Here is a 13,841-nt window from a genome sequence, read left to right on the forward strand (position 1 = left end):
AAAAGTCATGCCAAGCTCGAAATAACCTCCGCTCCCCCAACCTTAAAAAGGCTTCTTCGACCGTTACGGGTCGAAGAAGCCTTTTTTCAATCATTTATTCAGCTGTTACTTTTGCTTTTTTCTTGCGGTTGAACAATTCATAAACCAATGGCACGAAGATCAGGGTCAGCAGCGTCGAGCTGGTCAGACCGCCAATAACGGTAATCGCCATGCCTTTCGAGATCAGACCGCCGGATTCAAACCCGAATGCAAGCGGCAGAAGCGCGCCAACCGTAGCGATTGCCGTCATCAAGATTGGACGCAGACGCGTGCCTGCTGCTTCAAGAAGCGCTTCACGAACCGACAAGCCTTCTTTTTGCTTGTGAATAACGCGGTCGACAAGGACGATCGCATTCGTGACAACGATACCGATCAGCATCAGCATACCGATAAGCGAGGTAACGCTGATTGTCTCTCCAGCGATCCAGAGGCCAACCAAGGCACCGATAACGGTGAACGGCAGCGAGAACAGAATCGCAAACGGTGTAAGTGCTCCGCCGAAAGTAATAACAAGCACAAGATACACAACGGCGATTGCAGCAAGCATGGCAAGACCAAGTTGCATGAAGGATTCCTGCATATCTTCCGTTACGCCGCCAATCTTGATATCAACACCGGCAGGCAGCTTCATTTCGTCAATCATCTTCTGCAAATCGGACGATACCGCGCTAACGTTGGAGGATACCACATCAGCCGTCACTTCCGCATTGATGCGGTCGTCCAAACGGGTGATTGTATTTGGCGATTTGCCTTCCTCGATCGTCACAACGTCCTTCAAAGCTACTTCAGCGCCCGTAATAGGCGACTTCAGCATCACATTCTCAATATCGGATTTGTCTTTGTACGTCTTGGTATCGACCTTCACGTACACATTCACATCTTCATTGTCTTTCTTAATGGTCGTCAGCACCGGATTGTCGCGAACCGGGCTAAGCGCCATGGCCACTTGGCCGGCAGTCAAGCCATATTGGCTCAACTTCGCTTGATCCGCTACAAGGCGGTATTGGTCATAACGTTCAGCAAGGCTGGAATCGACTTTCTCCAAATCTTTGTTGTCCTTCAGCTTCGCCATCAGGTCATTGACGACCGGATCAAGCGAATCCATATCCGGACCGTATACAACCATCGAAATAGTGGAACCGCCTACGCCGCCGGCAGCGCCAAAGTTTTGTTCTTTCCATTCGCCTTTGCCTCCGAGAGTTTGAAGAAGCGGAACGATCTGTTCCTTCTCGCCTGCAAAGTTTTTCATGTTCTCATCGTAAGTCAGGTTGAACAAAGCTTGTTTCGATGCGGCAGGGCTGAACGGATTAGAACCGCCAACCGCGTATTGAACAATATCAATACCTTCCCGCTTCATCAATTCCTTCTCGGCTTTCAAAGCCATGTCTTCTACTTGCTCTTTCGTCTCGCCCGGAGCCGGGTTATACGTGACGATCATGGATTTCTCCTCATCGCCGGACAAGAAGCTCATGCCGATGAGCGGAGTAAGCGAGATACTGCCTACAAGCAGCACGACCGCAATAATGGACGTAATCCACTTATGATTAAGAGACCAGCTCAGTACGCCTTTATACCAGGTAGCAAGACGGCCATGTTTATCGTGGTCGACGGCTTTGTCGGCTTTAATGCCGTTCCTGAACATCATATGCGCAAGCATTGGCACTACGGTAATTGCAACAAGCAAGGATGCAAGCAATGCGAATACTACCGTCAGAGCAAACGGGGTAAAGATTTCGCCAATCATGCCGGATACAAACGCCATTGGCAGGAATACCGCAATCGTTACAACCGTCGAAGACATAATCGGGATAAACATTTCGCGCGTAGCTTCGAGAATCAGTTCTTTACCTTTTAGCTTCTCGCCTTTAAGCGCCATTCGCCGGTATACGTTCTCAATGACGACAATCGAGTCGTCGATAACCCGCCCTATCGCGATGGTCATGGCTCCAAGCGTCATAATATTAAGCGTAATATCCATCTGGCTCAAAATGAGCAGCGCGATCAGAATCGACAACGGTATAGATACGACAGCAATAATGGTGGAACGGATGTCGCGCAGGAAAATCATGATAATAAGAACCGCGAATAGAGCGCCGATAACCGCTTTTGTGATCATCGTTTCTACCGATTTCTCAATCGGTTTGCCTTGGTCAAGCGTTGTGACGATGGTCAGGCCGTCGTTTTTCTCTTGCATGTCCTTAACGACATCCTTGACCTTATTAACAACGTCAACCGTATTGGCATCCGCAGATTTGACAATGTTGATGCCGATTGAATCTTTGCCGTTCGTACGAGAAACGGATTCTGCTTTGCCTTCAACCGTAAGTTTCGCTACATCGCTTAACTTAACGTTAGGCATAAGAACGAGATTGTTCAAATCGTCTGAAGTCGTAACATTACCGTCTACAACAACCGCTTTCTCGGTATCGCCAAATTCAAAAATCCCAAGCGGGGCTTTCATTGCGGAAGCTTGGATGATGCCTTTCACCGCATCTTCAGTCAGACCAAGCTGGGCAAGCTTGGCTTGATCAAATTCAAGCTGTCCTTGAATGAGGTTTTGACCGGAGATTTGAACATCCGCAACTCCCGAAACACCTTGCAGCTCAGGCAAAATGCTGGAGTTAACCAAATCTGTCAGCTGCGCCAGGCTTTGCTTGTCATTCGCAAAGCTAAGCGAGATAACCGGGAAAGCATTTAAGCTGATGCGGGATACATCCGGATCTTGCGTCCCTTCAGGCAGCTTTATATCAGCGAGCAGGCTTTTTACTTCGCTCTCTGCTTTCTCCATATTCGTTCCGAATTTATACTGAATAATAACGGATGACGCATTCTCGTAAGAGGTCGAGCTGACAGTGTCAACGCCCTCCATATTCCGCGTACGCTGCTCGATCGGTTTCGTAACCTTTTCCATTACTTCTTCAGGCGCAGCGCCCGGGAGAACCGTCGTAACGCTTACGATCGGAACCGTAATGTCTGGCAACGTCTCCATCTTCATGTTGAGACCGGAATACAAACCGGCAAACAACACGATAACAGTCATAATCCATAAAGCAAATTTGTTGTTCAGCGAGAACTTGATTATGCTCTTCAAACCTTTCCACTCCTTCTCTATTGTCTATACTTTGAACCGATAACCGACTCCCCATAACGTCTCGATATATTGCGGGTTCGATGGATCGTGTTCGATTTTCTCACGCAGCCTCCGAATATGAACCGTAACCGTAGCTGCGTCGCCATTTGAATCTAGACCCCATATCCGCTCAAACAGCTCTTCTTTCTCAAAAACCCGGTTGGGATGCGCGGCAAACAATAACAGCAGGTCATATTCCTTCGAGGTCAACATCGCTTCCTTGTCATGAATCGTTACCCGGCGCGACGTCTTGTCAATCATCAGCCCGCGTATGCGGATCTGCTCATGACTACCCTCGCTTCTGCCTGCGGTCAGCCGCTCATACCTGGCGAGGTGAGCCTTCACTCTGGCTACAAGCTCGCTTGGACTAAACGGCTTCGTCATGTAATCATCCGCGCCGAGCCCAAGCCCTCTAATCTTGTCAATGTCTTCCTTCTTCGCTGTCACCATAAGGACAGGAATGTTAATGGCCTGCCTAATCTGACGGCATATTTCGAATCCGTCCAGCTTCGGCAGCATGACATCCAGAATGATAAGGTCATAAGAGCCTTCCAATGCCTTCTGAAGCCCAATATCTCCACGGCCTTCAATCTCGACGGAGAAGCCGTGGCTTTCGAGATAATCCCGCTCCAGTTCAGCTATCGCCTTCTCATCTTCAATGATTAGTATGCTCTTCATGATCCGTCACCGTTCTAACCGGTACCGATTTCGGAAGCAGCAGGCAGAATCTGGCGCCGCCTTGCTCTGCATGTTCTGCCCAAACCGTACCGCCATGCCCTTCGATAATTTGTTTGACGATCGCCAGTCCAAGCCCGCTTCCTCCTGTTTCGGAATTGCGGGACTGTTCAGCCCGGTAGAACCGGTCGAAAATATACGGCAAATCGTCCTTGTCAATCCCCGGTCCCGAGTCTTCAATCGCAATAAGAACATCGCCTTGCCATTCCTTGACCGACACTTGAACGCTCATCTCATCAGACTCGGGCTGCTGACCCATATATTTCTCACTGTTGTTCAAAATATTCGTCAGCACGCGGCCTAGCTTGTCCGGATCAGCGGCGATAAGCATCTGAGAATCGGGAGCATCATAATGGAGCCGAATGCCGGACTTCTCGAGGTCAAAACGCTGCTCTTCCAAGAAATGCTCCAAATATTTGCCGATGTCCATCGTCTTGAAATCAAAAGCAATCTTATGCAAGTCGAGCTTGGAGAACAAGAACAGCTCATCAATCAATTGGTCCATGTCATTGGCTTTGTGGTAAATCGTCTGCATGTATCGCTCGCGCTTTTCGTCCGTATTCGCAATGCCATCCATAATCCCTTCAACATAACCTTTAATCGCGGAGATCGGCGTCTTTAAATCATGCGAGATATGCGATAACAGCTGCTTGCGATTCTCCTCGTACTGCAGACTTTGGTCTATGGACTGTTTCAATTGGACCCTCATCGCTTCAAATGCGTTAGCGAGCTGGCCAACCTCCCCTTTGCTTGTGACAACAACCTGTTGGGATAGGTCACCGTCCTTAATCTGCAGCGCTGCCGTCTTTAAAGCATGGATCGGACGAATGATGCTTCGGGACACAAAGTAGGTCAGAAGCAGACTCGTCAACCCCACAATCGCGCTGAAAATCAATGCCCCCACCGGACGCCAGACATATGGCACAACGTCGTTCCTCCGAAGAAGAAGCATTTTACCATCGCGACCGTCAGGATAGGCGAAGGAGATTGCATTGACTTGGAACTTAAAGGCGTTGAAGGAAACGGAATCAGGCGACCGGTTAAAAAAAGCCTGCCAATTCTCATGCGGAGACTGCTGCCGCAAAAACTCAGGCACTTCGTTCACCACGCCGTCTTTGGCGATAATAATGCCCGCCCATTGTTCTGCCAGCCTGGCCTGCAAATGATCCATATAGCCGGAAGATGACAGTTTATCCGCGTCATTCTCGATGACGTATTTCATTTCACCGTAGATGAGGGATTGATTCGTCTTCTCTTCCTTTTCCACCTTGAAATATTCCCTTAAATCCTGCATCCCTCCCGCGTGAAGCACAAACACGATAAAGGCGATAATGAGCACAAGCGGGAGAAACACCATAGCCACATACGATAAATACAACTTTACCCGAATGGACAAATCCTTCTCACCCTGACTGCTGCAAGTTATTGAATCTATCGTTTATCATAACGCCCAATTCTAAACGAACCCGTAACCGTTTATTACAAAGTTCTTACAATTGGGGCAACGCAACGGGCAAAGTGACGATAAAGACGGAGCCTTTGCCAATCTCACTCTCAACGGCAACCGTCCCGTGATGCATCTCAACGATCTTCTTCACCAGCGACAGCCCAAGCCCGCTTCCTCCGATCTTGCGGCTCCGCGCCTTATCCGCCTTGAAGAAACGTTCAAAAATTTGCTGCTGCTGCTCTTCGGCGATGCCTATCCCCGTATCCTGAATCCGGAATTCCGCCAATCCGTCCTTATGCCGTAATGTGATATCAATCTGGCCGCCTTCCGGCGTAAATTTGATGCTATTGCTGATCAGATTAATCCAGACTTGGCTGAGCAGATCTTCATCCGCTTCCACGTACACGTCATCAAGGTCGGCATTCAGCTCAATCGATTTGCCCACCCATTGCGGCTCGCAAGACAAAACAAGCGTGCCCAGCTGCCGGTCCAGCCTGTAACGCTTCGGTTCGAACGGATGCTTCTCGGAGTCAAGCGAAGCAAGACGAAGCAAATTCTCGCTAAGCTTGGATAACCTCGTGCTTTCACCTTCGATAATACGCAAATATTTGTTTCTGGTGTCAACATCCAGCGATTCATTCTGCAGCGCGCGCGCAAAACCGCTAATCGACGTCAGAGGGGTTTGAATCTCATGCGAAACGTCCGAAATAAACTCTTGCCTAAGCGCTTCGAGTTTTTCAAGTCCATCCGCCATCAGATTAACTTCATCAAGAATTTCCTGATATCTCGGATCCGTTCTCACGAAGCTAAGGCGCACCTTGAAATCCCCCTGCGAGATTCTTCTGAGCGCATCTTTCAGCGAATTGGAAACTTCCTTTTGTTTCTTGTGGAAGAACAGCCAACCTATAAGCTGAATCATCAGCCCCATAATGAACAGTGCCGCCAGCATATTAATCAGTTGACCCACATAATGATGCGGATGCCAATCAATCCGGTTATAGAGCCAATAGCTGAAAAAATAAGCGACTGTCCAACAGCCCGATATAAACGCGATACCAAAACAGATTTGAGCAATCTTAACGATTACTTTCCAAACAAACTTCAGCTTGTTCTTTATGTTCACCCCTGGACCTCCAGACGGTAGCCAAGCCCCCGGATCGTGCTGATCTTAAACGTATGCTGCGATTCGGGAAACCGCTCGCGCAGCCGGTTAATATGAACGTCCAAGGTCCGTTCGTTACCCTCGAAATCAAACCCCCATATTTCTTCAATGAGTTGACCGCGGGAAAATGACTGACCGGGATAGCTGGCCAGCTTAAACAGCAGCTCAAATTCCTTAAGCGGCAGCGTCATGCTCTGGCCGTTAACCGTTACGGCGTAGCTCTTCTTGTCGAGCGTAAGATCTCCCGCCTGTACGGTTTGCGAGGATGCAATCCGGTAACGCTTAAGCAGCGCTTTGACCCGCGCAATCAATTCAAGCGGTTCAAACGGCTTCACCAGATAATCGTCGGCACCAAGCTCGAAGCCTTTCAGCTTCTGGGACGTATCCCCTTTCGCCGTCAGCATGAGGCGCGGAAGGTCATAATGATCACGAATCTCGGCACATAACTCCCAACCGTCCATGTTTGGCATCATAACATCCATCACAACGAGGTCCGCTTTGGCAGATTCCAATACCGAAAGCGCATCCTCACCGTCACAAGCTTCTATGACCTCGAATCCCTCCACCTTCAAATAGTGGCTAACCAACTCGCGGATATGCGCATCATCGTCTACGACCAATATCGTTGCCATCTGAATTCTCCCCTTTCACCCTAATTAACCTGCTCTATCCGAAGCTGCTGATTGGCGAACTCGCGGTACATCGCATGCGATTGCACTAATTCACCATGCGTTCCTCTACCGGTAATCGTTCCTTTTTCAACGAATAAGATCTGATCCGCATCGACCACCGTAGACAACCGATGGGCAATGACCAGTGTCGTACGTCCAACCATCAAGTTATCAAGCGCTTGCTGAACCACAATCTCCGATTTGCTGTCGAGACTGGATGTCGCTTCGTCCAGCATAAGAATTTGAGGATCGCGCAAAATCGCCCTGGCAATCGCAATTCGCTGCCTTTGTCCGCCGGACAACTTAATGCCGCGCTCGCCAACTTCCGTCTCATACCGACCTGGCAGCTCATCTATAAATACATCGGCATAAGCCATCTTGGATGCCAGCATGATCTCCTCGTCCGTCACTTCCCGGTCCGTGCCGTAAATCAGATTATCGCGTATGGTTCCCGCTATGATCGGGCTTTCCTGCGAGACATACCCGATCTTGCTCCTCCAGGAATGAAGGGACAAATCCCAAATACTATCCTTCCCGATCCGCACCTCGCCCGACTGCGGCTTATAGAAACGTTCAAGCAGCGAGAACAGCGTTGTTTTCCCGCCTCCGCTTGGACCTACAATCGCGGTCACCGTACCCGGCATCAGCGTAAATTGAACATCCTTCAACACTTCGTCATTCTCGCCGTATGCGAAGTTCACTTGATCAACAACAATAGGCTGCCTTGGATTCATGAGAGAGCGCCCTTGATGAAGAGGTTCTTCTTCCGCGTGCAAAGTAGCAATAATACGTTCCGTTGCTCCGATTGCTTTTTGCATTTGCGTAAAAAATTGCGATATCTGATTAATCGGCATAACAATTTGAATTAAATACAAGATAAACGCCACAAGATCACCCGCCGACAAATCGCCGGAAGACACGCGCATACCGCCGTAAGCGATAATAAGCACAAGCATCCCCATCATAACGAGCCCTACAATCGGGAAAATAAAAGCTTGAAGTTTCCCTTCGCGAATCCCGAGCGCAAGCAGCCTGCCAATCGAACGTTTGCCGTTGTTATATTCATAGTCTTCTGCATTTGATGCTTTCACTAATCGGATTTCGGATAACGCCTGGTCGAGTACCGTCGTGAAGGTGGCGGTTTCCTCCTGAAGTTCTTTGGAGATCTTCGTCATTTGCCGTCCTACAGGGATAAAAACAACCATCGTAACGGGTACGGCAATCAACAGGAGGAGAGTCATTTTCCAATCCAGGAACAACAAGATCGCAACCGCGCCAATGATCGATATGATTCCGTTAAAGAACCCGGTCAAATGCTCCGTAATCAGTCCTCTTACGATACCCGTATCATTAATAACTCGACTGACGGTATCCCCCGTTCGATGTTTATCGAAATAAGGGATGGTTAATACGAGCAGCTTCTTCCATAACCGGTCGCGCAAACTTGCTACTACGCTTTTGGCCAACCCGGTTCAGCATATAGATCGAAATGCCGGATGCCGCCGCCTGCCCGAGGAAAGCAACTCCCAACAATACAATTTGCGTGATACTTATATTCGCAATCGAGAAACGATCCACGACATTTTTCGTAAATAAAGGAACAATCAGTCCCACGATCGTAGACAAGATGCTTAAACCTGCCGCAATGCCAATCATCCATTTGGACGGTTTCGTATCTAACAACAGCTTTATAAAAGGACGCCAGCTGCCTCCGATTGTCTTCTTGCTCACTTCCTGCCTCATCTTATGCATTCAACTCCTTTAGTATCTTCAGGAAGCATACACCATGATTGTAAACCAAATTTAAACGAAAATACGCCAGAGCATAAGCTGCTCTGGCGTGTATAACAGGTTGTTATGGATTATTGGGACAGGCGAAGCGCCAGGTTATACATTTCCATGTTGAATGGTTTTTTCGAGTTAACAACCGTATCGATATCCGTCGTTACAAGCTCGCCGCGGATAATGCCGCAAGCTTTGCCCGATTCGCCCAACATGAGTTGATGAACGGCGAAATCGCCAAGACGGCTTGCCAGAATCCGGTCCATAGCCGTTGGCGTACCGCCGCGCTGAATATGGCCAAGAACCGTTACGCGCGGCTCCAGACCGCAGCCCTTCGTAATTTCTCTTGCAACGTCTTCGCCGCGGCCGGCGCCTTCGGCTACAACCACGATACTATGGCGTTTGCCTTTGGCAAAGTTTTGTTTCATCCGCTCGGATACTTCCGCCATATCAATCGGTACTTCAGGCACGATAATCGTCTCGGCACCGCTTGCAAGGCCAGCATACAAAGCGATATCGCCACAGTGGCGGCCCATTACCTCAACGACCGACGAACGCTCATGCGAAGACATCGTGTCGCGGATTTTGTTAATTGCGTCAACAACGATGCTTACAGCCGTATCGAAGCCGATTGTAGAGTCCGTAAACGGAATGTCGTTATCGATTGTACCCGGCAGACCCATCGTGCGAATGCCCAGCTTGCTTAACTTGTTAGCGCCTTGGTAAGAGCCGTCGCCGCCAATTACGACAAGTCCATCAATCCCGCGTTCACGAAGAACGTCCGCACCGCGCTGTTGGCCTTCCGGCGTCATGAATTCTTTGCAGCGCGCCGTTTGAAGGATCGTGCCGCCGCGTTGAATAATATCGCCAACGCTGCGAAGGTCCATCTTGAACAGATCATCGTTGATCAGACCTTGATAACCGCGTTGAACGCCATATACGTCAAGACCATTAAACAAAGCGCTCCGGACAACGGCGCGAACGGCCGCGTTCATGCCCTGGGAGTCGCCTCCGCTCGTTAAGACAGCAATTGATTTTACAGATGACATAATCATTCCTCCAAGTAATTTTATCTAATCCTGTTGTCTTCGAATCCAAATACTGTTGACCCAAAAAAACAGGCGGGTAAGCGGACTTTTCTTCATCAGCTTGCGTGATGCGGCTTGCACATCCGATTGCGTCCGCACTTTCGGGTCGGATAAATATAGCGCTAACAGCCCTTCGATAATTAGCCGGTGAAAGCTAGCTGCAGGAAGCTTGGTTACGTCTTCCCTAGCCCGGTTCACAATTGTAGCAATCCGTTCAACAAGCTGATGCTGGCTGTCATAGTAATGACAGAAATTCAGATCGCCACCTGCGCGGTCTTCTTCCTGATCGATTAAATAATCGAGCATAATATGAAGACTGCACACATGAGGGAAATATATATTTTTAATTGCTTCCGCGTCTTCAAGGCGCAAATGGTCCTCGCTCGCCGCAGCAAACAGCATAAACATGCCCAGCGTTGAGCCCGTCGCGGCCGCAAATTCATTCCAGTATAAATCAGGGAATTGCCCTGCATACTTGTTCCACCAGGTGAGCAGCTGTTCCTCGCGCAATTCTTTGCGGATGTGCTTATACACCTGAAGATCGCTGTATAAGCCAACAAGCTCCGTTACATGCGGCTGAACCGCGGCATAAGAAGGGAGCATCGAAACACAGTGTTGACATAAATTTACCAAATGATGCAAGTAACCGCCATCATTCCGTTCCTGCCGCAAGGCGTAGTAATCCTGAAGAGGTGCCGAAGGATCCACCGCATCGAGCATCGATTGATGCAAAAGACGGAAATCATCCGGATCTAACGACGTGCTCCGATCACATAAATTATCCAAGTAATCGCTGATGGTCTGGAGCGCGACAATAAGCGGAATAAGAACATACCGCTCGTCCAAATTCATTGCAGCATAAATGGCACCGCCCTGGCAATGAAACTTCTTGCTGTCCATGCTTTGAAGGGCTTGCGTCCGAAGCTCCGGATCGGGAATCTGCACAGCCAAACGCCGCAGCTTGCGAAGCTCGATATTCACTTCGGGCAATATGTACTTATACACGCGGTGCATGAGCTTTAACGGGCTTTCGGGTACCCGGTTGCCGGCTGAAGACATCACTCTTTCATTGCACCCCCTCTTACAAAGCCATTAAGTATGCCGGCGGGAATCCAACTCTTGATTGGTACGGTACCAGATAAGCAAGTCGTTGATCCGGCTTGCGTACTCTGCGATCTCCGTATTCAAACGGCAGGACTCTTCAAAATTGTCTTCTTCAAACAGTTCCTCTTGCTTACGGTTAATGATTCTTTCGAACTCCATTACCCGGTCCGGTATTGTTCCCCTGATGAGCTCCCACTGCTCTACAATGTCCGACTGCTCTAGCGCGCTATATTGCTCCCAGTCCGCTTCGAGCACCGGCAATGCCAATCGCAGCCGCTCATTCCATTCAAACCGATACATCAACATTCGTGAACCTCCACACAATAATGTACCATTTCAACAAGCAATAATCCAGCCTATCATGTATACTGTTAAACAATGTTGTTTTTGTTAACGGAGGTTGTACATATGGAACAGTCAGACGCCGCGATGCCTTCGGCAGCATCGTTTGGACGGGATAAACATTCTCTTCGGGCCTTCAGCTTTTCGATGTACGCTACACAAGCCGTTCTTATATCGTATATCCCTTTATATTTTATGGATCAAGGGTTCTCTGCGCACCAGATCGGCATCATTTATTCAACCGGACCGTTTATATCGATCTTCGCCAATCTCATGATGGGTATGGCCAGCGACCGGTTCCGAACGATCAAAAAACTTCTTACGATTCTTTTAGTCGGTCAACTTGCTATGCTTGCTTTGTTGTTTCCCGTCCATCATTTTGCACTCATCTGCCTAGTTATGACAGCGTTTTATTTCTTCCAGACCCCCATGAACCCGCTTAGCGATAGTCTCATTCTGCTTGCGAGCGAACGGATTCGCACGCCCTACGCGCTCATTCGCATATTCGGATCGCTGGGTTTTGCCGTAACGGCCTTTTTAATCGGTATTCTATTGAAGCATATCGGCTCCGACTGGACGCTGCCGATCGGATTATGCACGATTTCGGTTACCCTCGTGTTATCTTTCTTCTTGAAAGATTACCGCGGGAGTACCCGCAAAATCGAATTCTCGGGCTTCTTCCAATTGCTCCGCAAGCCTGAAGTGTTGTTTTTCTTCTTCATTATATTGCTTGTCTCGATCAGCCATCGGATGAACGAGAGCTTCCTGGCCGTTGCGTTGCGGCAAATGGGCGCTTCCGATTCCGACGTCGGACTCGCCTGGCTGTTCTCCGCCGTGAGCGAGATTCCCGTCTTATTCCTTATGGGGAAATACGGTCATCGCTTCAAGGAGCTTCCTTTGCTCGTGTTCGCCTGTCTGATGTATATGCTGCGCTTTTGGCTGGCTTCCGTCCTGGACAATCCGTTCCTTGTGCTTAGCACGCAACTTATGCATAGCGTCACCTTTGGCATTTATTTCTCAACGGCGCTCCGGTACCTGTCCCACCTCATTCCCGAAGAATACCGGTCCTCGGGCCAAGCGGTGTACGCGGTTGTATGGTCCGGCCTTGCTGGCTTGATCAGCGGGACCCTTGGCGGCTATATATTCGAGCATTATGGAATGAGCAATTTCTACCGGGTAGGAGCGGTACTAGCCCTAATCTCTGCCGTATTGTTCTTCTGCCAGCACATATTCGCCCGCAATGCCGGGAGATGAAAGCAAAAAAGAGATCCTCTCGATTACTCGAGAAGGATCTCTTTTTTGCTTTCATGCGTGCTTATAAGGGGTTGATCTTATAATTTAACGACGTTAGACGCCTGTGCACCGCGATTGCCTTGTGTAATATCGAATTCGACCGATTGACCTTCTTCCAGCGATTTGAAGCCATCGCCTGTAATTGAAGAATAATGAACAAACACGTCTTCGCCATTCTCTACCGAGATAAAACCGTAGCCTTTCTCAGCGTTAAACCATTTAACTGTTCCTTTCAACTGACACAACCTCCTAAAAATAACCGCCGCTTAATGCCGGCGAGTAATAACATTATATATCCCTAATTTGGAAAAATCAACAAATTGAAATACGCAAATATTGACTGGAGCCCGGTATAAAAGGAAGCCTGGACAGCAGCAGCTCCGGCTCCCCGCCACTTGCCAATATGGCGGCCATCAACTCATCCATTCGCTCGAACGGCTTCCAGCCAAGAGAATAAAGCGGATAGATTCTTACTTCTCCGCCCGGCTTGCATACCCGCATCAATTCCAGAATCGATTGTTTATGGAACGCAAAGCCGAATTGCTCGGCATATAGAAAAAGGAAATGACTGCATAACACTAAAGAGAAGGCATGGTCTTGAAAAGGCAGATTCGGTAAGGAACCTGCGATATATCGGCTTCGCCCGTCCGCGGATTGCAGGTGATCGGAGAATCGCTTCAGCGATTCAATACGCCCTTCCCTATGCTGCTCCGGACTGCCGTAATAACTCCAGTCGAAATGCTCTCTCAGCTTTTTAAGCTTCTCCGTGGAAGTCTCAATCTCTACGGCCGCTTCTGCGATCCATTGTGCCGAATTGTGCACGTATCTGGGATCTGCGGCCATCGCATCGTAACCTTGACTTACAGCGTCTGCCGTAAACGAAGACCCGCCCCCGGCAACGTCCAAGATTTGTCCATGCGCCAAATGGTCTTTCGTCAATTCAAACATTCTCAAATACTCGTCAAACCCGCGGCATGTCATCGCCACGCCAACTTGCTCATACAGCGATTTGCTCATTTTCCCGCACTCTCCTCGTCTCATCTCGTCT

Annotated in this window: 11 protein-coding genes and 1 pseudogene; 1 reads left to right on the top strand and 11 read right to left on the bottom strand. The window is 49.1% G+C overall.

Annotated elements, in window-relative coordinates:
- Positions 1-94 precede the first annotated feature (94 nt).
- The 9 genes and pseudogenes from QQK89_RS18075 to QQK89_RS18115 all read right to left on the bottom strand — a co-directional run bounded on the left by QQK89_RS18075 (position 95) and on the right by QQK89_RS18115 (position 11,464).
- A complete protein-coding gene (locus tag QQK89_RS18075; protein ID WP_284240038.1) occupies positions 95-3,130 on the bottom strand; it encodes an efflux RND transporter permease subunit in 3,036 nt (1,011 codons plus the stop codon).
- Between the two features lie 24 nt (positions 3,131-3,154).
- Complete coding sequence (locus tag QQK89_RS18080; RefSeq protein ID WP_284240039.1) at positions 3,155-3,847, bottom strand: response regulator transcription factor; 693 nt, start codon at positions 3,845-3,847, stop codon at positions 3,155-3,157.
- Positions 3,825-5,300: a sensor histidine kinase gene (locus QQK89_RS18085; RefSeq protein WP_284240040.1), complete on the bottom strand. Its 1,476-nt coding sequence runs from the start codon at positions 5,298-5,300 to the stop codon at positions 3,825-3,827. The genes QQK89_RS18080 and QQK89_RS18085 overlap by 23 nt, the downstream gene beginning before the upstream one ends.
- A gap of 94 nt (positions 5,301-5,394) precedes the next feature.
- On the bottom strand, positions 5,395-6,474 hold the full coding sequence (locus QQK89_RS18090) for a sensor histidine kinase (RefSeq protein ID WP_284240041.1): 1,080 nt from the start codon (positions 6,472-6,474) through the stop codon (positions 5,395-5,397).
- Positions 6,471-7,145, bottom strand: coding sequence for a response regulator transcription factor (locus tag QQK89_RS18095; RefSeq protein WP_284240042.1), 675 nt, complete (start codon positions 7,143-7,145; stop codon positions 6,471-6,473). Before QQK89_RS18095 ends, QQK89_RS18090 begins: the two co-directional genes overlap by 4 nt.
- A 20-nt stretch (positions 7,146-7,165) precedes the next feature.
- Positions 7,166-8,927: pseudogene (locus QQK89_RS18100) on the bottom strand (ABC transporter ATP-binding protein).
- A gap of 119 nt (positions 8,928-9,046) precedes the next feature.
- Positions 9,047-10,015: a 6-phosphofructokinase gene (gene pfkA / locus QQK89_RS18105; protein ID WP_284240043.1), complete on the bottom strand. Its 969-nt coding sequence runs from the start codon at positions 10,013-10,015 to the stop codon at positions 9,047-9,049.
- Between the two features lie 24 nt (positions 10,016-10,039).
- The gene (locus QQK89_RS18110) at positions 10,040-11,113 is read right to left on the bottom strand and encodes a tetraprenyl-beta-curcumene synthase family protein (RefSeq protein ID WP_284240205.1); all 1,074 of its coding nucleotides are present in this window, start codon (positions 11,111-11,113) and stop codon (positions 10,040-10,042) included.
- A gap of 33 nt (positions 11,114-11,146) precedes the next feature.
- The gene (locus QQK89_RS18115; protein WP_284240044.1) at positions 11,147-11,464 is read right to left on the bottom strand and encodes a hypothetical protein; all 318 of its coding nucleotides are present in this window, start codon (positions 11,462-11,464) and stop codon (positions 11,147-11,149) included.
- Between the two features lie 102 nt (positions 11,465-11,566).
- Between QQK89_RS18115 and QQK89_RS18120 the strand changes: the two genes are divergently transcribed.
- Positions 11,567-12,754, top strand: coding sequence for an MFS transporter (locus tag QQK89_RS18120; RefSeq protein ID WP_284240045.1), 1,188 nt, complete (start codon positions 11,567-11,569; stop codon positions 12,752-12,754).
- A gap of 77 nt (positions 12,755-12,831) precedes the next feature.
- Here QQK89_RS18120 and QQK89_RS18125 read toward each other — a convergent pair whose 3' ends face one another.
- Positions 12,832-13,029: a cold-shock protein gene (locus QQK89_RS18125; protein ID WP_284240046.1), complete on the bottom strand. Its 198-nt coding sequence runs from the start codon at positions 13,027-13,029 to the stop codon at positions 12,832-12,834.
- A gap of 76 nt (positions 13,030-13,105) precedes the next feature.
- Entirely contained in the window at positions 13,106-13,810 is a 705-nt protein-coding gene (locus QQK89_RS18130; protein ID WP_284240047.1) for a class I SAM-dependent methyltransferase, read from the bottom strand.
- Positions 13,811-13,841 lie beyond the last annotated feature (31 nt).

Origin of the sequence: Paenibacillus glycanilyticus (genome assembly GCF_030161375.1) — a bacterium.
GTDB lineage: Bacteria > Bacillota > Bacilli > Paenibacillales > Paenibacillaceae > Pristimantibacillus > Pristimantibacillus glycanilyticus_B.